We start from the raw sequence: 21,400 nt of genomic DNA on the forward strand, positions 1-21,400 counted from the left end.
TTATGAAAAATACGAAGAATATTATCTTTAAAGTCATTGTTGTTTTTGGGTTGTTGTTTTTTTGCGGGGGGGCATTTGCCCAAACCCCAAAGCCAAATGTTGTAATCATTTATGTTGATGATTTGGGCTATGGCGATTTAAGTTGTTATGGTGCAACAGAAGTACAAACGCCCAATGTTGATAAACTTGCCGAAAATGGGATTGTATTTACCGATGCGCACTGTTCTTCTTCAACATGTACGCCATCCCGATATTCTTTACTTACAGGCAGCTATGCTTTTCGAAACAATGCCTCTATTTTGCCGGGGGATGCTCCTTTGATTATCGATTTAGATACACCAACCTTACCGGGAATGCTTCAAAAAAACGGGTACAAAACAGCTGTTATCGGTAAATGGCACCTTGGTTTGGGCGATGGGGATGTAGACTGGAATGGAAAAATTACTCCTGGTCCTCTCGAGGTTGGGTTCGATTACAGTTACCTTATCCCAGCAACCGGTGACAGAGTACCATGTGTTATGGTTGAAAATCATCATGTGGTTGGTTTAGACCCCGAGGATCCCATTCAGGTAAGTTATAAAAAGAAAGTAGGTACCGACCCGACGGGGTTAGAACAGCCTGAGTTGTTAAGATACCAGGCCGATAAAGAGCACTCGAAAACCATTGTGAATGGAGTTAGCCGCATCGGTTACATGAGTGGCGGCAACTCGGCTCGCTGGAATGATGAGACCGTGCCTCACCAAATGCTCCATAAAGCAAGACAATTTATGAATCAAAATCAGGACAATCCTTTCTTCCTTTATTTTGCTTTTCATGACATTCATGTCCCCAGACTGCCTGATTACAGGTTTAAGGGAACCACCGATATGGGGGTGCGTGGCGATGCCATTGTACAGATGGATTGGGTGACCGGCCAGCTGATGCAGCACCTTGAAAATTTGGGTGTTTCTGAAAATACCATGATAATCTTCTCAAGCGATAACGGACCTGTGTTGAATGATGGATACGAAGACAAAGCAATTGAAATGCTAGGTGAACATAAACCGGGCGGGCCGTTCAGAGGTGGAAAATACAGTGCTTACGAAGCGGCAACACGAGTGCCAACAATTGTTCAATGGCCTGGCGTTATTCAACCAGGAAAAAGTGATGCATTAATTGGCCATACGGATTTTTATGCATCAATTGCGTCAATAGTAGGGCATGAGTTAACCGAAAAAGAAGCACCGGATAGTTACAACCTGATAAATGCACTAACGGGTAAATCTAAAAAAGGACGTGATTTCCTGATGGAGCAGTCGTATACTTATTCTTTGCGCAAAGGCAATTATAAATATATAAAACCGGTTAAAAAATGGAAGCCTGACTGGATTGAAGAAAAGAAAGGGATTGAATCGGGTAGTAGTTTTAAACCCCAACTCTTTGATTTATCTAAAGATATTTGGGAGGAGAACAATCTGGCCGATAAAAAACCAAAGTTAGTTAAACAAATGCAGGCTGAATTGAGCAGGATTTTGAATGAGGATCAAAGCCGATAATGTATAGCATTCATTCCGGTCTTTCTCTGAGCTGTGGAGGGCCGGGGGGCACAGGAATATTAATATCAAAATTAAATGTTGTCATGAAAAATTTCTTTTTTATTTTACTTTTTGTTTGGATTGCTGTCCCGGTGGAAGCCGAAAGAACTGAGACCAGACCTAATGTGGTGTTTTTCCTGGTGGATGACCTGGGATGGAAGGACTTGGGGTGTTATGGTAGTAACTTTTATCAAACTCCCAATGTTGACAATTTGGCTGATGAATCTGTGAGTTTTGATAATGCTTATGCTGCCTGTACAGTATGCTCACCTACCCGGGCCAGTATCATGACCGGCAAATATCCAGCTACCGTAAATTTAACAGATTGGATAACAGGATGGAAATACCCGTTTGCCAAGTTGGAAATCCCTGACTGGACTATGCATCTGGATACTTCGGCTACAACTCTGGCTGATGTTTTCAAAGCCAATGGCTACATAACCGGGCATTTTGGAAAGTGGCATCTTGGAAAAGATTCTGTGTACTGGCCCAAAAACCAGGGTTTTGATGTGAATATAGGTGGTTGCGATCACGGATCACCCCAGAGAAGACCTAAGAAAGGATTTAATGGTTATTTCTCCCCCTATGGTAATCCCCGCTTAACGGCTAAAAGTAAAGATGAATATATAACTGAACGGCTTGCAGAAGAAGCCCGAACTTTTATTAAAGAGAACAAGAAGCGGCCTTTCTTTCTCAACTTCTGGTTATATAATGTTCATACACCTTTGCAGGCCAGAAAAGAAAAAATAGAAAAATATAAAGCACTGGTTGATTCTTCGCTGCTTCAAAAAAATCCGGCTTATGCTGCCATGGTTGAGCACATGGATGATGCAGTTGGAGCCGTGATAAATGAGTTAAAGGCCCTGGATTTGTATGAGAATACCATCATTGTTTTTACTTCTGACAACGGAGGCTTAATCGGGAGGGGGAAACGAAAAATTACCAGTAATTATCCATTGAGATCGGGCAAAGGGGATGCCTATGAAGGGGGTGTCAGAGTGCCGCTTATTATTAAAACGCCTTCCATGCAAAATCAAAGAGGTTCAATTTCTTCCGAGCCGGTTGTTTCACCTGATCTTATGCCTACTTTAATTGATCTGGCCGGATTGAATGTTGAGGGTAATGTTAAAAGTCGATTTGACGGGGTCAATCTTAGTCCTTTATTGGATGATGTTGAAGCTGATATTCAGCGGGAGGTGATTTTTTGGCATTATCCCCATTATCATGGTGAAGGGGCCACTCCTTACAGCGCGGTTCGTAAAGAAGGCTGGAAACTTATCCATTTTTATGAGACAGACACATATGAGCTTTACAATCTAAAAAAGGATATAGGAGAAAAAGAGAATCTTTTTGATATGAACAAACAAAAGGCCTCTGAACTTAAAAATGCATTAAAAAGAATGATAGAAAAAACTGATGCGCAGCTGCCTTCAGCTAACCCGGCTTATGATCCTTCCCGGGCCGGAAAATATCATTTTTAAAAAAGAGGCTGTCCAAAAAATCCAAATTTAATATCATTTTTAGCTTGTCGAAGAATCTGTTCGTTTATTAACATAGAAGGGACTGCTGAAAAAGTCAAAAGGGCAAAATTTACAAGCCGCCCAATCGAAGGAGTATTGAAATACTTCGAGATTCGGGCGGTGCAGTAAATTTTGTTCTTTTGATTAGCTGTTTTTTTATGATTAAGTGCAAAGAAATCCGAGTTTGATGTGGAATAATCTTGCACTTAGGAGTTTGTTGATATGATTTAAAGTTTTAAACGCTAATAAAGTAGGCGTTTTCAGCGCTCCCTAAGTATTTCTCCTTCTGTAGTTCATTGAGCTGGGCTGTTTTTAGGATTTGTAGTATGTCGTAGAATGAAGGTTCAACTTTCAATCGGCACTTTTTTTATGACATATTGCCGACTCACAGGGGGCCGAATATCTGGCAGAGCCCATGCGCAAAGTGGTTTTGGGCATGGTAGGCAGCGAAAGTCAGGCTGTTTTGCCGGAGAGGGTGCCCCGTTTTTTTGTAATAGAAAAGGAAAAAGGCGGAGGAGGCCTTGGGCAGAAGTCACTGATTACCTATTTGAGGGAGGAGATTAATAAGCGGTGAATCCTTACCCAAACTTGCTCAGGGTTTGCAGAATTTCCAGGCTGTTTATTGTCAATGTTCGGCCCTCGAGTTTAACAATTTTATCGTGCTTAAACTCGGCCAGTGTCCTGATCAGGCTCTCTTTTGTGGTGCCGGCGAGTTGGGCCATTTCAACACGACTCAGAGGCAGTTCAAATGAATGGGACTCGTCGTTGAGCTTGTGGAGATCAAGAATGGTATCAGCCACTCTTCCCGGGAGTCTTTTTACACTCCTCGACATGAGTTGCTGAAGCAAATACGTGTTGGCATGCGAGATCTGGCGGCAGATGCTTTCGTTAAAAGCAGGGTTTCGGCGATAGATTTTAAAAAAAGCATCTCTTTCTATCAGAGTTAAAGAAGCATTGGTGACGGCTGTGGCACTTGTTACATTGATGCCCCCGTTGAAGATTGTTGCAAGGCTCAGGAAATTGCCTGGTTTCAGGATTTTAATGATGAGCGGTTTGTTGGATGCTCCATCCTTTGAAATTTTCACCAGTCCGGACCGGACCAGATGTACCTGGTTGACCGGCGCCTTTTCCCTGAAGATGGCTTCTCCCTTTTGAAACTGCAATGTGACAGAGGAAACCTCCATAAGCTTCTTGTCTTCCTCCGTTAAAATCTCATCCATCAGCAAATAGGTTTGGTGAATTTATAAGGATTAGTAGAGAAAAGGTTGATGAATTGAAAGAATGTTGAATTTTTTATCAATAGTCCGCTAAAAATTCTTAACGCTGATACGCCAGCACACAAGGTGTATATTCTTATAACGTTTAGGGCGATGTCTGCCGGCGCGTGAACCTTTTTATTTATTTTCGGCAGGCATAACTTTTTGGTAAACAGTTTTTTAGGTTGGATATTTTTTGGACCTCTTGCAAATATAAGGAATTCTTGTGGTTTATAAAGACTTATGTTTGTGCTATTGTCTGGTTGAAGTATTTAAATTGTTTTCTCGAATGATTGGGATTTGTAATGAGCGGACTTTCCAGATTCATAACTGTCGTTTTCCCTCAAAATTGCTGATTTATTTATTTAGCCGGTCTAAAAACTAGGAAACTGTTTAAGTTTTATCCTTTAGGATGTTTTCTGGTCTTGAGCTCTTATACTTCGTCAAAATTTCCTTAAAAAGCGTTGCTATTCGTTGCAATTTTGATTTGTCTAAGAACTCAATTCTTCAAAAACATCTTCCCAAAAACAAAATTTAAACAGTTTCTAAGCAAACAGTGTCAAAATTTATGTGCGTGTTCAGAAAGTTTCATATATTAGGCTTGCGAAGCCCGAAAGCGCGCAGTCCCGATCCTTCGGGACGAGTAATTTTCATCCAGGCGTAACGCGGTAAATGAGACTTTATGGACAAGCACTATTTAGCAATTTTTCAAAGATTTATTATTTGGTGTTGAAGAAGTTAATACTCCGTTGATCTTTTAAAATGTATACGTAATTAATTGTTTATAGATGTATTATGATTTAGGGTGACACGCAGGTTTTTAAGGTCAGGCGATTTATCTTGCATCTTACCTGACTTCCGTCAGGCAGATATCTGAAAATCTGATGATCTATTGAGAAGTTAGGTTTGATTTCTTAATTGTTCTATTTTGATTTTCAAGGTAGCATTTTCATAAATAAGGGCTTCTAATCTGTTGTCCTTTTCTTTAAGGTATTTTAATAATTCGTTTTCTAGTAACGTGGATTGATTTTTTATTAAATTAATTGGGTTCTTGGTGTTTAGGGCTTTGTTGGGATTTGATTGTCTTTCCTTTATCATGGGCCCCTCCCCGGTTAGTAACTATTCCGGATTTATTTCGGTATAATTGTTTAGAATTTTTTCTAACTTGTCGGTCCCGATAGCTGTGTTGTTCTGCAGGCTTTTGCGAAAGCTGGAATTAGACATGCCAATGCTTTTTTCAAAAGCTGATATGGATATATTTTTATGGTCTATGAAGCGTTTAAGCCTTTTGGGTATCATTTTATCAAAAAAAATTAGAAAATAGTCTAATAATAATATTGCTTTGCAGTTGCAATTACAATACTATAAAGTTGTTATTGATCGATAACAAAATTAAGAAAAAAAAGAGTTATGAAACGGCAGGAAATAATAAAAAAAAACAAATTGGTGACATGGCTGTTGCTGCAAAGATGATTGGGGTAACCCGTGTGCACGCCAATGTTATCTGGAGCCGGCCCGGCTCAAAACGATATTCCGAATTAATTGAATGTCTTGAAAAAATAATCGATGCTCGGGAAAAACTGGTTAAACGTGAAGAATCATCTAAGCAATCTCGACGGTTTTTAGACGTTTAAGTTAGTAGTACCATAAATCTGATTGATAATAATGATAGATAAACCGTTTGTCAAAAAACATTGTATTTGTCATGGTTTTTTAGAGAAAATATCCTATTATTTTAATTAAAGGTTTTTTTACACTTATTATCGTCAATCATTTGTGATAGGCTCAGAGCAACGTTATACGCCCATTTTGAAATTTCCATTTTATCCTAATCGTACCCTCCTGTAAGACAGGAGCAAGACAAGAAACACCCCGAAATATGGTAACGACCAATCAATTATTCGATGCATTATTTAAGAATGAGCTCCTTTCATATACATTAATTGATCCCCAGTTAAATGTTATCGATTCTAATAAATTCTCCAGAGACCAAGCCAAAATAGTCTTTGGTAAAGACATGGCGGTTGGAGATTGCATTTTAGAATATGTGCGTAAACAGGATATGGAAGGATTTTTAAAAAATTTTAATCAATCCCTAACCGGAAAAGAAATAATCGTTGAAAAAAGCATGACGGCTTCTTCTGATGGTCAGATTCACTGGTATAAATTTCAGTTTCTTCCGGTGAAAGGGGAAGAGGGAAATGTAAATGCCGTTTGTCTGGTATCTGATAAAATAACGGAGAGAAAAAAGTACCAGCAAAAATTGGAGCGTAAAGAACGGCTCTACCGTTTATTGGCCGATAATGCTTCCGATGTTATCTGGCTGATGAACGACCGGTTAGAGTTTGAGTACATCAGTCCCTCTTTTGAGAAGAAATTTGGATATTCCAATGAAGAGGCATTGAAACTTTCCCTCAGGGAACTTTGTGCTCCGCAAGATTATGATCGTATTAAGGGGCTTGCCGATACTGAAATCAGAAAATTTGCAATCGATCCGGAATCTAATTACCGGGAAGTTTCTGTGGAATTGGGGCTTAAAAATAAGGGAGGCAGGATTATTCCCTCCGAAATCACTGCACGTATTTTTAAAGATCCTTCATCCAGTCAGAAATTTTATGTGGAGGGCATTACCCGTGATATTTCTCATCGTATAGAGATGGAAAAACAGCTTCACCTTTCGCGAGAAAAGTTTAATAAACTGATCACTAATATTTCCAGTATTGCTATTCAGGGATATAAACCCGACGGGACTGTTATCTTCTGGGACCGGACCAGCGAAAAGCTTTATGGCTATTCGAAGGAGGAGGCTCTGGGGAGCAATCTTTTAGACTTAATTATTCCACCCCAAATGCGAAATGGGGTACAGGCTGCGATCGAAAATATGGCTAAAACGGGAGAGATAGTCCCTCAGGAAGAGTTAGAACTTATTAACAAGGATGGAACGCCGGTGCAGGTTTTGTCAAGTCATATTGTATTGGATGAAGGTAAAGGTGAGAAAGAACTGTATTGTCTGGATATTGATATTTCGTCTCAAAAAGAAGCAATGAACGAGTGGAAGAAATATCAACAACTGGTGGAACAGAGCCCCAATACCATCGTTTTAACCGATTTGGATGGAGTCATTGAATATGTAAACCCGGGATTTGAAGAGCTGACCGGTTATAGTGCTGAAGAAGCCAAAGGATCTAAGCCCGGGATTCTGGGGGCAGGGGATACCCCCGTAGAAGTTTATCGTGATTTATGGGAAACCATTAAATCAGGCAGAGAGTGGCGCGGGGTGTTTAAAAATAAAAAGAAAGATGGTGAGATTTATTACGAATCGGCTGTTATTTCTCCTGTTTATGATACCAATGGCAGTATGACGCACTTCGCTGCGATTAAAGAAGATATTACGGCTGAAAGGCACATGATTCAGGCTCTAAGAGAGAGTGAAGAGAAATTCAGACAGTTGGCAGAAAATGTGGATGAGGTGTTCTGGCTTCGGACAGATGATGAAATGTTGTACATCAACCCAATGTTTGAAAAGGTTTACGGGATTCCTTTTGAAAAAAATTATGAAGATCCCAATATCTTTCTTTCCTTCATTTTGCCTGAAGACAAGGAGCAGGTTCTGGAGAAGCTCCGCAGAGAGGTTTTATTAGGAAGAGAAAGGGTGTCGCTCGAATACAGGATAAAAAGACCGGATGGTGAAATCAGGTGGATACAGGGGCAGACCTATCCAATTTCCGATCATGGAGGAAAAAACAAAAGAGTAGGGCTTGCACGTGATATTACAGAAAGAAAGAGATTTGAGAATGAATTGCGTAAAGCAAAAGAGGAAGCCGAAAAAAGCGATCGTTTGAAAGCTTCTTTTTTGCGTAACATGTCGCATGAAATACGCACACCCATGAACGCCATACTGGGATTTTCGGAGCTTCTTAGCAGGGGTATTGTCACAGAAGAAAAACGTGGTATGTATTTAGATACCATCGTTTCATCCACACAAAAACTCCTCGAAATTGTTGATGATATTATGATTATTTCACAATTAGATTCCGGCAATATTAAGTTGAATGTCAGAGAGGTTAATCCATCTGAAATTATTAGCGGTCTATACAATAAATACAAAAATGAAATACCTGATTCAATCACACTCAAAACGGTTACTTGTGAAGAGCCAAAACAATTGTTAATTGATAAGGTCAGATGGCAAACTGTATTTGACAAACTGCTTTCCAACGCTATTAAATTCACCCCCAAAGGAACCGTTGAGTTTGGTTTTAAATGTAAAAAGTCCCATGTTCAGTTCTTTGTAAAAGATACAGGAATCGGTATTGAACAGGACATGTTGGATACAGTATTTGAACCCTTCAGACAAGGTGAAACTGAAGCCAATCGTATTTATGGGGGTAATGGTCTTGGGCTTACCATTGCTCAACAGCTGGCAAATATTATGGGTACCCGGCTTTGTGTTGAATCGAAACCCGGAGATGGCTCTTTTTTCTATATTAATTACCGAGATTTACTTTATGAGAGAAAAGGGACAGAAGAATCTGAAGAAAATGTGCATTCGGTCAGAACTTTCAGGTTATTAATTGCAGATGATGAGAGTAACAACTGTTTTTATCTTCGCGAATTGATTGAAAATACATTCCCTGATACAGATTTTAAAATTCTGGAGGCAGGCGATGGGGAACAGGCGGTTGAACAATGCAGGAAAAACACTGATCTCGACATGGTTTTGATGGATATAAAGATGCCAGGGGTAAATGGATTTGAGGCCACCCGGAGAATCAGGGGATTCAGCTCTCATTTGCCTGTCATTGCTCAAACAGCCCTTTCGGTGGAAGAGGACTTTCGCAAAATTGAGGAAGCCGGATGTGATGATTACCTGACCAAACCAATTGGTCGTGAAGCATTGGAGAGAATTTTTAAAAAGTATTTGTTTTCCGGCAGAGGCGGCGAAAATTGATGTTCATCATGCTCATTTGTGCCCCAATAAAAAGAAGGTTGATCCGGTGTATCGCTGAAAAGGGGAAAAAATAAACCCGGACAGTACTTGCAAAGCGCGATGACTGCCCGGGGTGTTTTAAAAGTGATTTAAATTTTTAATAATTTGGTTGTGAAACTGCCATCATCTGTTGTTATTCTGATGAAATAGATACCGGCAGGCAATTCCTCTAAATGGATTGTTTCCGGGTTGGAAACAACTTCAATCTCTTTCATAATTTTTCCCCTGACATTAAGCACCTCTATGTTCCGGATGTTTTGGCCCTCCACAAAAATCAATCTGTTGAAAGGATTGGGATATACTTTGAGTTTAAAATCTGATGCTGTTTCATTAACAGATACCGGAGCTTCAAAATGGGCGACCAGTGCTCTGTCCTCCGAAGCAATAAAACTGTAAAAGGGATTTGCAGAAACGACTTCACCATTTTCGGTCCAGTTTACAAAGTTAAAGGAAGGTGCCGGTGTGGCTTCCAATTCCACGGTCTGACCATAGATGTAAGCACCGGTTCCGCTTATGCTTCCGCCTTGAGAATCATTTACCTCTGCAACAATGTCCAGAACATTGGGAGCGTTTGAAAGCATGATGTTATCAAGTTCCCAGGTTGCAGCCTCTGTGGATGTGGATGTATATTTAAACGCAATACGGCCTTCTGCTCCGGAAAAGCTGCTCAGATTAAGGGGGCCTGAATAAGTCCATTCCCAATATGTATCCCCGTCATGCCAAACAACGGGATTTATTTCCTGCCAGGTGGCTGTTTCAGGGTTGTCTGAAAAATCGTTGGAATAGAGCAGCTGGATGTCCGGTCCTGCATAGCCCGAGGTATTCCAGAAAGACAAAATCAGGTCATTGTAGGCATCGGTAGAAAACGGGGGTGATATCAGCCAGTTCTCATTTTCGTGCTGTCCGTTGTCATAGCCGCTGATGTATGCACAATACGAATTGCCGACCCCGTATTGTTGCTGGGGAATGGTCCAGTTCTGGTTGCCGGTCACGTTGTATGAGCTCCATCCCCCTGAGGTCAGACTCTGATCTTCAAAGTCTTTACGGAATAATGCAACATCATCGGTAAACAGTTTAATACCTACCGGCCTGTGGTCTGAAATGTTCTGAGTATACTCATTCCATCCCCCGGTCAGGGATTCCTCCATTTTTAATGTTGCCACAGAGGCGCTGTAAGTGTAATAGTGATTAAATAGTTCGTTGGTTATGATGATGTGATCTATGTGTGAGGGATAAGAAGGGTAAGACCATTCAGAATCGGCCCCTGTAGCTATATCATAATCGGCAAACATGAAATTATCGGAGTCGTTCAGGATGCTTTGAAAAACATTGTTGGCGTAATCATCGGTAATCACATCGTTTAAATCGCCCACTACAAATACCTTCTCATTGGCAAAATGAGTGTCGATGTAATCTTTGATGAGGTTGGTTGCCACCCAGCGCCTGTTCTCTTCATCATTGGGATCTGCTAAATCCAGTATCCCGTCACCTCTGGCTTTGAAGTGGTTGTTAATGACCACGTAGTTTTCATTATTGTAAGTAAACTCCATTACAAGCGGCCGTCTCAAAAACGGCAGGTCATATTGAGCATCTTTGTAGATTTCGTAAACATTATTGACCTGAATGACTCCTGCTTTGTAGACAAAACCCAGTTTTATTAAGTCATCAGTGGTCCCGACATAGGAATGGTATCCGTCTGTTTCATTAATCATTTGGGTAAATGCATTGACATCAGCAACCTCCTGAAATGCTATGATGTCGGCATCAAGATCAACAATCATCCGGGAAAGGGAACCAATAGTAACATCACCATTGTGAGGGAAAAACTCTATGTTCCAGGAAACAATTTCCAGTGAGCGATCGGTCCCAAATGCTGCGGAGTTTTGTTTATTGGCCTTAAAAACAGGCTCACTTTTGTCAAATACATTTGCATTTGCCATCTCCCCGGACCGGACATCCTGCGTTGACCAGCCTTTTGTGTTATTATGGGGTTGAGAAATTAAGGAAGTGGACAGCAGGAGTCCGATGAAAAGGATACATAATTTTTCCATGTTTTTGTTTTTAATCAGAATGTTATGCGTTAATTACTTATGCGTTTTTCAGCGCACCCTGCTCCAAGGTATCATTTTACAGGCTTAAAAACTAACATTCACTTTCTTAACTTTTCTATGGTTTTGAACAATAAATCCACATCTACCGGCTTGGAGATGTAACCGTCAAAGCCCAATTGCAGGTACTTTTGCTTGTCTTCTTTCATGGCGTAGGCAGTCAATGCAATGATTGATGTTTGGATGCCCGATTGTTTTATTTTTTGCATGGCCTTAACACCATCCATAACCGGCATTTTGATGTCCATTAAAATGAGGTCGGGATAGGGAGGTTCCAGAGCCATTAGTATGGCCTCTTTCCCGTTTTTTGCCCTGTTTATTGTAAGTTTCTTTAAAGAAAGTAATTCTTTTAAATACAAAAAGTTAATATCTTCATCTTCAGCTATAAGGATTCTCTTTTTGGCATGGTTGGGGGCTAAAACTGTTTTTGCGGGCCTTGATTCTGATTGTGGCTCTTCTTTGAATGGGACATAGGGTAAGGTGAGACTGAATGAGGCGCCCTCGTTCTTTTTCGATGTCACCTGCAGACTTCCGTTCATTCGTTTGGCCAGCTGATAGGAAATGGGCAGTCCCAGTCCTGTTCCACCTTTGTTCTCTTCGAGTTCTGTATTTTCCTGCCAGAACCTTTCAAAAACTCTCTCAACGTTTTCTTCCTTTATGCCACGACCTGTATCTGTTACCTTTATTGTAAGAGTTTGTTTGCCAATGCTGCATTCAATTTCAATTTTACCTTTATCCGTGAATTTAAAAGCATTGCTTAACAGGTTGTGCAAAATCTGCTGAATGCGTTTTTTGTCACCCGATATTATTAATTCATCCGAAGGAAGATTGAAATTGCGAATCAGCTTCAGACCTTTTTGCGAGATTTGTGGTTCGTAAACATTGAAAACCTCCTCAATGGCGGTTCTCAGTTGAAAAGGAGAATTTTCGATGTGAATGTTGCCCGATTCTATTTTAGAGATGTCCAGAATATCGTTGATGATGTGGAGGAGTTGTGTTCCTGTTTCTTTAATGACAGAAGCGTATCTTTCCCTTTTTTCAGGAGTAATGCGCGGATTGTTGAGCAATTCGGTAAAGCCCATAATGGCATTCATGGGGGTGCGGATTTCGTGGCTCATATTGGCCAGAAAGGCCGACTTCAGGCGGTCACTCTCTTCAGCTTTTTGTTTGGCGGCAGTGAGTTCCTGTTCGTGTTTTTTATTTTTGGTGACATCGGTAAAAATAACTGCGAAGAAGCCTTTTCGCGGTGAATAGGCAATGACATCATAATATTTGTCAAATTCGACTGAATAATTTTCAAAGTGCATTGGCCACCCCGTTTGGGCAACTTCACCGAAATTTTTGATCCAGTAGTTTTCTGTTTTTGGTAAGACCTCCTTTACCCGCTTGCCAATAAAATCGGATGCTTTTATTTGGTTGATTTTTTCAAAAGCACGGTTGATGTGAATATACCTGTAATCTGAGGGCTTTTTGTTTTCGTCAAGAATGATTTCATGGAGAGCAAATCCCTGAGACATATTCTCAAACAACTCTCGAAACTCCATTTCGCTTTCCTCTGCCTTTTCTTTGGCGGTATAAAGTTCTTCATTGGTTTGGTTTAGTTCTTCATTCAGGGCCAGGTATTCCTCGTTTTGTTCTTTTAGTTTTTCCTGCCCCTCTATTATTTGGGTCACATCGGTAAACAATGCCACCACTTCTCCGGAAGGGAGTTTGTAGATTTGATTTTCGCGCCAGCCTTCCCGGGTATTGTCTTTGTAAAAAAAAGGTTCCAGATTCATGGGGTCTCCGGTTTGGTAAACTTCCTTTAACGCATGAATAAGTGGGCTTTTGTTCATGTTGGGGAAAACATCCAGTAGTTTTCGCCCGATTACATCTTTTTTGCAGGTTTTGGTGATTTTTTCGGCAGCATCATTAAAGTTGGTAAATTCGAAATCTTCACCATCATTAAGGGCTTTGTAAACCGCTACCCCGCTGGTCATGTGTTTTAGTATGTTGGCAAGTCTTATTTCCCGGTTTTCCAGTTTCTCAAGTGCCTCTTTTTGTTCGGTAATATCCCTGAATACACAAAAGGTTTGCTTTACCTCTCCATCTTTGGTATAGCCAATTCTGCCCTGGAAGGCAACGTCTAAAAAGTGTTGTTGCTTATGCCGAATTTTGAACTCTACCTCTGAAACGCATCCCTTGATTTTAAATTCCGGGAATCTTTCCTGAAATAGTTCCTGTGAATCCGGGTGCAGAAAGGATTTAAAAGGTTGTCCGATAACTTCCTCTTTGGTATACCCCAGCAGACTTAACCAGGTTGGATTTACATCCAGGAAATGACCATTTTTATCCAGTGACTGGTAGGGCAGAGGGGCATAATTGTAGAGGGCCTTGAATTTTTCCTCACTGTTTTTTAATTCGTTTTCCGATTCTTTTCTTTGGTTGATATTTCGGTGGTTGACGATCAGGAATTGACCTTCCTTATTGTGTGTGATATTTATGACCGCTTCAACCCAGATGTATCCTTTGGTTTTGTGTTTAAAACGGTATTGAACCGAATAGGTCCCCGATGATGAGTTTTTAAGACGGACAATGAAACGAAGTAAAAAGATTTGATCTGAGGGGTGGACACAATTACTTAGATCCATTGATCGGTATTCAGCGCTGTTATATCCGGTGAAAAACCTGACAGAATTGCCAACAAATGTTAGCTTAAGATTTTTATTGTAGCGCGTGACCAAATCGGAGGAATATTCTGATACCAGTTCATAATCCTGGTTCAACTGCTTTAATTTTGAATTGAGTTGATTCACCTCTTCATTCCACTCATTTAACTCTTCATTTATAGTCAGATATTCATCATTGATTTCCCTGTACTTTATCTCAGAATTTTTTATATCCGAAACATCTCTCAAAATATCGGCAAATCCTTCCAGATTGCCATCTTTATCGTACATAGGGGATGATTTTATGGAAAACCATTTTCCCCCTTTCAGGTTCAGATACTGTTCAGTTGATTCAGGTTTGCCCGTTTCTTGGCTGATATGAAAGGGACAGTGTTTGCAGGGTTCTGATTCGTTCCATAATGCCTTGTAGCACTTTTGACCGTTGATCCTCTGCTCTGAAGTATTAAAATACTCCAGTCCTTTCTTATTTATTTTTTTGATGTGATGATTGCTGTCAATAAAAAGTATAATGTCATCAAAAACATCAAAAAGGTCAGTCCATTTCTCAGTCATCTCCATCGGTTTTTATTTAGTCTTGCCAAAATTAGTGTTTTTTGAACGACTAATGCCAGTGTGTACGAACACTTCCGGGTTTTAGTTTTTGTAGGGTGAAAGTTGAAGGTGCTTATTGTTAAGTTTTTGTGAAACAGGATCTCACTTTAGGTGATTTGCCTCACCTTTTTACGGTGATGAGAATCACCACCCGGGGGTAATGAGCATCACCTGCGATATTGAACCCCTCATTTGCCGTCCGGCGTATACTGCTTAGAAAAAAACGATTCCGCATTTTTTGATATAACCAAATAACCAGTATCACATGGATGAAAAACGACAAAAAAAGAACATCTCTTATCTCTCGTTTTATTTGGGAGATGAAATTTTTGCACTTCACGTGAGTAAAGTGCATAAAATTTTGGAGATGATGCCAATCACCGTGGTGCCCCATACACCCGATTTCATGAAGGGGGTCATCAATTTGAGAGGCAAAGTGCTGCCCGTAATTGACACCCGCAAAAAGTTTGGGATGCCTGCTGTGGAGGCCACCAAAAAGACCTGTCTGTTGGTAACTGAGGCCAATATCGGTCAGGATGAAATCATGGTTTGTCTGTTGGTGGATTCTGTGCAGTCGGTATTAAAGCTTGATGATGAAGAAGTTCTGCCTCCTCCGGGTATTGGCAGTAAATACCAGTCAGATTTCATGACCGGTATGGCCAGGGTTAAGGAGAAATTTATCATGGTGTTGGATATTGACAAAGTCATGTCTTCCGATGAGCTGCTTAACCTGAGTGAAATTAAAAATGCAATCAATAAAACCGAACAAAAACCTGTTGAAAAATAAATAACTATGAATTGGAAAAATCTTAAAATAGGTCAGAAGCTGGGGCTTGGTTTTGGCTCTTTAATAGCTATTTCTGCGATAATAGGACTAATCGCTGTTATCAATATGTCGCGTGTTACGACAAAATCAACTTATCTGGCCGAAGAGTATGTGCCTGAGGTTGAGTTGGCCAATAAAATAGAGCGGTTTTCTTTATTGACCATGTACAACAATCGGGGGTATGGTTTTACTGAAGATGAAACTTTTCTTAATAAGGGAAATAATTATCTTCAGATGGTGAAGCGTGAACTGGCTAATGCTGAAGATCTTGCCAATAAATCTACTCAGTTGGTGAAGTTGAAAGAATCTGTTGGCGAAACGCAGTTGTCTCTTCAGAACTATGAAAATCTGGTGAATAAAACAGTCCGGCAGAATGAGACCCTTGCAAATTTGAGAAATAATATGGATGAAGCAGCTGACGGTTTTGTTCAGAGCTGCAGTAATTACCTGAATTCTCAAAACCGCCAGTTTGATGAAGACGCACGCGCCGGAGCCGGAGTTGCAGCCATGGAAGAGAGGCACGAGAAAATTACACTGGCCAATGATGTCCTTGATAAAGGGAATGAGTTAAGGGTAAATAATTTTAAGGCCCAGGCAACCCGGGATCCTCAAATGCTCGAAGCATCACTTAGGGATTTCGACATTGCCACAGAAATGAGACGACTGCGAGAGCTTACCCGCCTCAGGGTAGACATAGAAGACCTGAATGAAATCAGAGCCAGTGCCGAAACTTATCAGGAGGCCATTGGAGCTTTTCTTAAAACCTGGAATGAACGTGAAGCTCTTAATTCACAAAGGAATGAAGTGGCCCAGGTGGTGCTGGACAATGCCCAGGCGGTGGCCATGGCTGGCATAGATCAAACTACCGGTATTGCCAAAGAGACAGTTGAGGCGCTTAATTCTTCCAATGCAGTAGTAATTATTGGTCTTGTTATTGCCTTAATACTTGGTATTATTCTGGCTTATTTTATTTCTCAAATCATCACCAAAGGCATTAATAAAGGTGTTTCTTTTGCCGAAGATGTGGCTAATGGTGATCTGACCATAGAGATTGAGGATGAATTCCTTAATCAGAAAGATGAAATAGGACAACTGGCGAGGGCATTGCAGCATATGGTTGGTCAGTTACGGGATATTATCGGGGACATCAACAGCAGTTCCGATAACATAACATCTGCCAGTCAGGAAATGAGCTCTACTTCCCAGCAAATGTCTCAGGGTGCCAGTGAACAGGCTTCATCTGCTGAAGAGGTCTCCTCTTCAATGGAGGAAATGGTATCTAATATTCAGCAAAATACAGATAATGCCATGCAAACCGAAAAGATTGCGTTGCAGGCGGTGGATGCGGTTCGTAAGGGTAGCGAAAGCACAACAATTGCTGTTAAGTCAATGAAAGACATCGCTTCCAAGGTATCCATTATTGGCGATATTGCCTATCAAACGAATATTTTGGCGCTCAACGCAGCGGTGGAAGCGGCGCGTGCCGGAGAATATGGTCAGGGATTTGCTGTGGTGGCCGAAGAGGTTAGAAAACTTGCTGAACGCAGTCAGGTGGCTGCAGAGGAGATTGACGGACTTACCGAAAGTGGGGTGGCTGTGGCCGATGAGGCAGGTAAGCAGTTGGTGGAGATAGTCCCGGACATTGAGAAAACGGCCAAACTGGTGCAGGAAATAGCTGCTGCAAGCATGGAGCAAAATACCGGTGCCGATCAGGTAAACAATGCCATTCAGCAGCTCAATCAGGTCATTCAGCAAAATGCTGCAGCCTCTGAAGAAATGGCTTCCAGCTCAGAAGAATTGTCAAGCCAGTCGGAGCAAATGAAAGAGGTGGTGTCGTACTTCCGCCTGGATTATGGGCGAATGAAGCGTGCCAGGGCGGCGTCAGCAAAGAAAACCACTAAGGTTAAACAATTTGAATCCGGGAATGGTCAGGAAAAGAAGGTGCCTAAAACTGAAGTACATTCAGAATCTCATTCCTCACCCGGCATTGATCTGAAAATGGACTATAACAAAGATGAAGATTTTGAGAGATATTAAATGAGCCTTTTTAATTTGGTTTAGTAACTGGCCTGTTCTTGTCTATTAAGAGGCCAATGTAAAGGAGTGGTGAATTTTGGTTTACCACTCCTTTTTCTTTAAAATAGGGTTTGCTGAAAACCATTTAAAAAAATTAAAATATATACTATTCAGTGCACGATTCGGTTTAATATTCAAGGTTTTTTCTGCAAATATTTTAAAAAGTCTGCACTTAGAAAGGTCTATCCCTAACAAATTATTGTTTAAAAGAATGTCTTAATAATGAACGACTTCAAGTAATTAAAAGGCGCGGTGGCCTGTCCGCTTTCCGGGCCGACGGATGGCAGAAAGCCAAAATGGGCGACTTTCAAAGATTTTTTTGTCCACGAATTCTTGCAAGCAAGCGGCATAGCCGAGCGGCACGAATTAAACGAATTATTGTCGCACTTGACGTGCGACTTAAAACGGCTTTGCCGTTTAAAAAAGCTGTAAAACAGCTTTTTTTCATTTCGTGTATTTCGTATAATTCGTGGACCCAAAACAAGAAATGGCGCAGCCATTTTGCATTAAATTTCTGGAAAATATTTTGCCAAAATAAACACGAATATTAGGAGTAAGACACTAAATAATCCCAACAATTGGCCAAATGATATTTGAAAGGAACCATAAGAAATGGTATTTTTAAAAATTGTCGTGTAAGCACGGGATGGATCTTAATCCGGAAAGAGTGATCTTAGATGTATTTACCTTTACTGGCTGATTTACATTGCAAAAACGTCAATTTAAAACTACAGCCTTTCAGAATCAATAGATCGTTAGATTTAAGTAGTCCAGCCGCGCGGAAGCCGGAAGCCGGAAGCTGGAAGTTAGAAGCTGGAAACTTTCGACTATAAGAAATTTTGATTCTTTTTGCGGCATGTTCAAAAATCTAAGAAAAATCTTAAAGATCAAATTTAAGCGGTTTATGATTTTACTTAGATAAAGATAAATCATAACAAATTGATAATCCGAGCGTTAATCCAGAAAGCTATTGATCTGTAAACAATTGATTCAAAGCTCATTGCAATCCCGAGCCATCGGGATAACGGACTATTAAGAATGATACACACAAAAAAATAAAACCTATTTTTAAACACATTAATTTAAAACCTATGAATTTAAAGCGGATTGCTTCATTTGTTTTTTTAACAGCATGGACTGTCTTGCTGTTCTCCTGCAAACAGAAGCCCGAAAGGTTATCAAAAACCCTTGTTTTAGGTGATGATTGGGAATTCTCGCAAGCTGATGACGGGGATTGGATGCCTGCCAAGGTGCCGGGAACAGTACACTCTGATTTAATGGCCAACGGTGTAATAGAGGACCCTCATTACAGAATGAACGAAGACGATGTTAAGTGGATTGAGCATAAGGACTGGGTTTACCGGACCAACTTTTCTGTGGACCAGCCCCTTTTGAAAGGCTCTGATGTGGTGGAACTTCAATTTAAAGGGCTTGATACTTATGCCGATGTTTACCTTAATGATTCATTGATCCTGAATGCCGATAATATGTTTGTGGGCTATAATGTGAATGTTAAGGATCTTTTGGTGGCCGGGGAAAATCAACTACGTGTTTATTTCCACTCTCCGGTTGATAGTGGGATGAAAAAGCTCAATCAACTGGATTATCTCCTTCCTGCTACAAATGAACAGGCGCCGGAGGACGAAAAGACCAATGTGTTTACCCGCAAGGCCCCTTTCCATTACGGTTGGGACTGGGGACCCCGATTGGTTACCTCAGGAATTTGGAGACCTGTAGAGCTTAGAGCGTGGAAACAGGCAGAAATTAAAGATGCTTATTTGTCTACTGAATCTCTGGAAGATGATTTGGCATTCCTTGAGGGACATTTGACCATTGAAGCTTTTGAAGCCGGGCAATATCAAATTTCTATGGATGTTAATGGTATAGGCACATTGAACCAGGCCGTTGAATTGGAGAAAGGGGTGAATGAAGTCCCGGTGGAATTTGAGATTGAGAACCCACATCTGTGGTGGACCAACGGTTTGGGTGAGGCCCATCTTTACGATTTTAAATTCTCACTGCTATCAGGTAAAGCCTTGCTGGATGAAGAACAACTGGATTATGGTATAAGGACCCTGAAGTTGGTTCAGAAACCCGATGAAACTGGTCATTCATTTTATTTCGAATTGAACGGGGTTCCTGTTTTTATGAAAGGAGCCAATGTGATTACTCCTGAAACGCTTACCCCGCTGGCCACGAAAGCACGTTACGACCGGTTGGTCGACAATGCCGTGGCAGCCAACATGAATATGATTCGTGTGTGGGGAGGAGCCATTTACGGAGAAGATTATCTGTACGATCTTTGCGACCGGAATGGTATATTAATTTGGCAGGATTTTATGTTTGCCTGTGCGCTGCAACCCGGTGATGAAGCCCATTTGGAGAATATTCGTAATGAAGCAGAATACAATGTGAAAAGATTACGTAAACATACTTCTCTGGCCCTTTGGTGCGGAAATAATGAAAACTATCATGGCTGGCACGAATGGGGTTGGGATCAAATGTATGAACCCGATGATAAAGATTTTGTCTGGAATACCTATGAGACTATTTTCCATGAAATTCTGCCCGAAGTCGTTCAAACTTTTGATTCTGAGAGATCCTACTGGCCGTCTTCACCTATGGCTTATGGTGGCAAAAAAGCCGACCGAAAATCAGGTGATGAGCACGACTGGACCATCTGGTTTGGTGAAAAACCTTTTTCAGCTTTTGGAGAAAATGTTCCGCGGTTTGTGAGTGAGTACGGTTTGCAGTCATTTCCTTCGATGCACACCATTCGTAAATTTTCTGAAGAGAAGGACCGGGCTTACGACTCTGAGGTGATGCGCCACCGCCAGAGGGGGAAGATGCCTTATGTGCGACCCGGTTTTGATGGGAATGATATGATAAGGCGTTATATGAAACGTTACTTTAAGGTACCTGATGATTTTGATGATTTTGTATATGTGAGTCAGCTCCTTCAGGCAAGGGCCTACAAAACTGCGATAGAGGCCCACCGTAGGCATATGCCACATTGTATGGGATCGCTTTACTGGCAATTGAATGACAGCTGGCCAACTATATCGTGGTCAACCGTTGATTATTATGGAAACTGGAAAGCTTCTCAATATGCTGTTAAGAAAGCCAATGAACAGGTAATTCTTGCCCCGGTGAATGAAGATGGATTGTTCAAGGTTTATGCGGTGAGTGATCATCTTTCGTCAATTGACGGAAAACTGTTTGTTACAGTAATGGATTTCTCCGGTAAGGTAATTACCAAACATCGGTTAGGAGCCCACATACCGGCTAATACTTCCCAGATTGTTTTTGAAAAGCAGGTTGTGAAATTGATTGAAGGCAGCCATTCTAATTCTGTGGTTGTTGAAATGGAATTGAAAAGCAAAGGGGATAAAGTGGCAACCAACTTGTTTTATTTCCACCGTCCCAAAGATCTGGTGCTTCCTCCCTCCAAAGTGAGCATAACAGCAGAGAAAACAGAGAAAGGTTACGGATTGACCATTTCTGCCGACAAACTGGCCAAAAATGTATATCTGACAACACCTGATGGAAAAGGTTTTTTTACTGATAATTTCTTTGATGTATTACCGGGTAAAGCCAAACTGATTTTGCTGGAAACTGATGAGGAGCTGAATCCGGAAGAGGATATTCAGGTAACAATTTTGAATGATTTATAATGTAGCTGTGGATTTAGATTAAAAGGAAAACGGCGAAAAGGCAAAATAGACTTCTTCGTCGTTTTTTATTTCAGCTATTAATCCTAAATTTTGGGAGTGAAAAACCAACTTTTGTG

General features: G+C 40.8%; 11 protein-coding genes. 8 read left to right on the forward strand and 3 right to left on the reverse strand.

All coding sequences use genetic code 11. The features are described 5' to 3' along the window. Positions 1–2 precede the first annotated feature (2 nt). The 3 genes from DDZ16_RS13080 (at position 3) to DDZ16_RS20755 (ending at position 3,668) form a co-directional block, all read left to right on the forward strand. Positions 3–1,535, forward strand: a complete 1,533-nt coding sequence (locus DDZ16_RS13080; RefSeq protein WP_109264980.1) for a sulfatase family protein — start codon at positions 3–5, stop codon at positions 1,533–1,535. 83 nt (positions 1,536–1,618) lie between these two features. Further along, positions 1,619–3,055: a sulfatase gene (locus DDZ16_RS13085; protein ID WP_109264981.1), complete on the forward strand. Its 1,437-nt coding sequence runs from the start codon at positions 1,619–1,621 to the stop codon at positions 3,053–3,055. A 454-nt stretch (positions 3,056–3,509) separates the two neighbouring features. Continuing rightward, the gene (locus DDZ16_RS20755) at positions 3,510–3,668 is read left to right on the forward strand and encodes a hypothetical protein (protein ID WP_158275671.1); all 159 of its coding nucleotides are present in this window, start codon (positions 3,510–3,512) and stop codon (positions 3,666–3,668) included. 4 nt (positions 3,669–3,672) lie between these two features. Here DDZ16_RS20755 and DDZ16_RS13095 read toward each other — a convergent pair whose 3' ends face one another. Then, positions 3,673–4,314: a Crp/Fnr family transcriptional regulator gene (locus DDZ16_RS13095; RefSeq protein ID WP_109264929.1), complete on the reverse strand. Its 642-nt coding sequence runs from the start codon at positions 4,312–4,314 to the stop codon at positions 3,673–3,675. A gap of 1,487 nt (positions 4,315–5,801) precedes the next feature. On the opposite strand from DDZ16_RS13095, the gene DDZ16_RS20615 reads away from it, so the two are divergent. Both DDZ16_RS20615 and DDZ16_RS13110 read left to right on the forward strand, forming a co-directional pair. Next, positions 5,802–5,984 (forward strand): hypothetical protein, encoded by a 183-nt coding sequence (locus DDZ16_RS20615; protein WP_146192235.1) that lies wholly within the window; start codon positions 5,802–5,804, stop codon positions 5,982–5,984. 245 nt (positions 5,985–6,229) lie between these two features. Continuing rightward, the gene (locus DDZ16_RS13110; protein WP_109264932.1) at positions 6,230–9,301 is read left to right on the forward strand and encodes a PAS domain S-box protein; all 3,072 of its coding nucleotides are present in this window, start codon (positions 6,230–6,232) and stop codon (positions 9,299–9,301) included. 128 nt (positions 9,302–9,429) lie between these two features. Here the strand turns inward: DDZ16_RS13110 and DDZ16_RS13115 are convergent, their stop codons facing one another. Together DDZ16_RS13115 and DDZ16_RS13120 are read right to left on the reverse strand one after the other, a co-directional pair. Beyond that, complete coding sequence (locus DDZ16_RS13115) at positions 9,430–11,391, reverse strand: T9SS-dependent choice-of-anchor J family protein (protein ID WP_109264933.1); 1,962 nt, start codon at positions 11,389–11,391, stop codon at positions 9,430–9,432. A 98-nt stretch (positions 11,392–11,489) separates the two neighbouring features. Further along, positions 11,490–14,669, reverse strand: coding sequence for a PAS domain S-box protein (locus DDZ16_RS13120; RefSeq protein WP_158275672.1), 3,180 nt, complete (start codon positions 14,667–14,669; stop codon positions 11,490–11,492). A gap of 304 nt (positions 14,670–14,973) precedes the next feature. On the opposite strand from DDZ16_RS13120, the gene DDZ16_RS13125 reads away from it, so the two are divergent. The 3 genes from DDZ16_RS13125 to DDZ16_RS13135 all read left to right on the forward strand — a co-directional run bounded on the left by DDZ16_RS13125 (position 14,974) and on the right by DDZ16_RS13135 (position 21,284). Continuing rightward, entirely contained in the window at positions 14,974–15,495 is a 522-nt protein-coding gene (locus DDZ16_RS13125; RefSeq protein WP_109264935.1) for a chemotaxis protein CheW, read from the forward strand. A gap of 6 nt (positions 15,496–15,501) precedes the next feature. Continuing rightward, on the forward strand, positions 15,502–17,571 hold the full coding sequence (locus tag DDZ16_RS13130) for a HAMP domain-containing methyl-accepting chemotaxis protein (protein WP_109264936.1): 2,070 nt from the start codon (positions 15,502–15,504) through the stop codon (positions 17,569–17,571). Positions 17,572–18,701: 1,130 nt separating this feature from the next. Continuing rightward, positions 18,702–21,284, forward strand: a complete 2,583-nt coding sequence (locus tag DDZ16_RS13135) for a beta-mannosidase (RefSeq protein ID WP_109264937.1) — start codon at positions 18,702–18,704, stop codon at positions 21,282–21,284. Positions 21,285–21,400: the final 116 nt, after the last annotated feature.

Source organism: Marinilabilia rubra (assembly GCF_003121985.1).
In the GTDB taxonomy this organism is placed as follows: Bacteria; Bacteroidota; Bacteroidia; order Bacteroidales; family Marinilabiliaceae; genus Marinilabilia; species Marinilabilia rubra.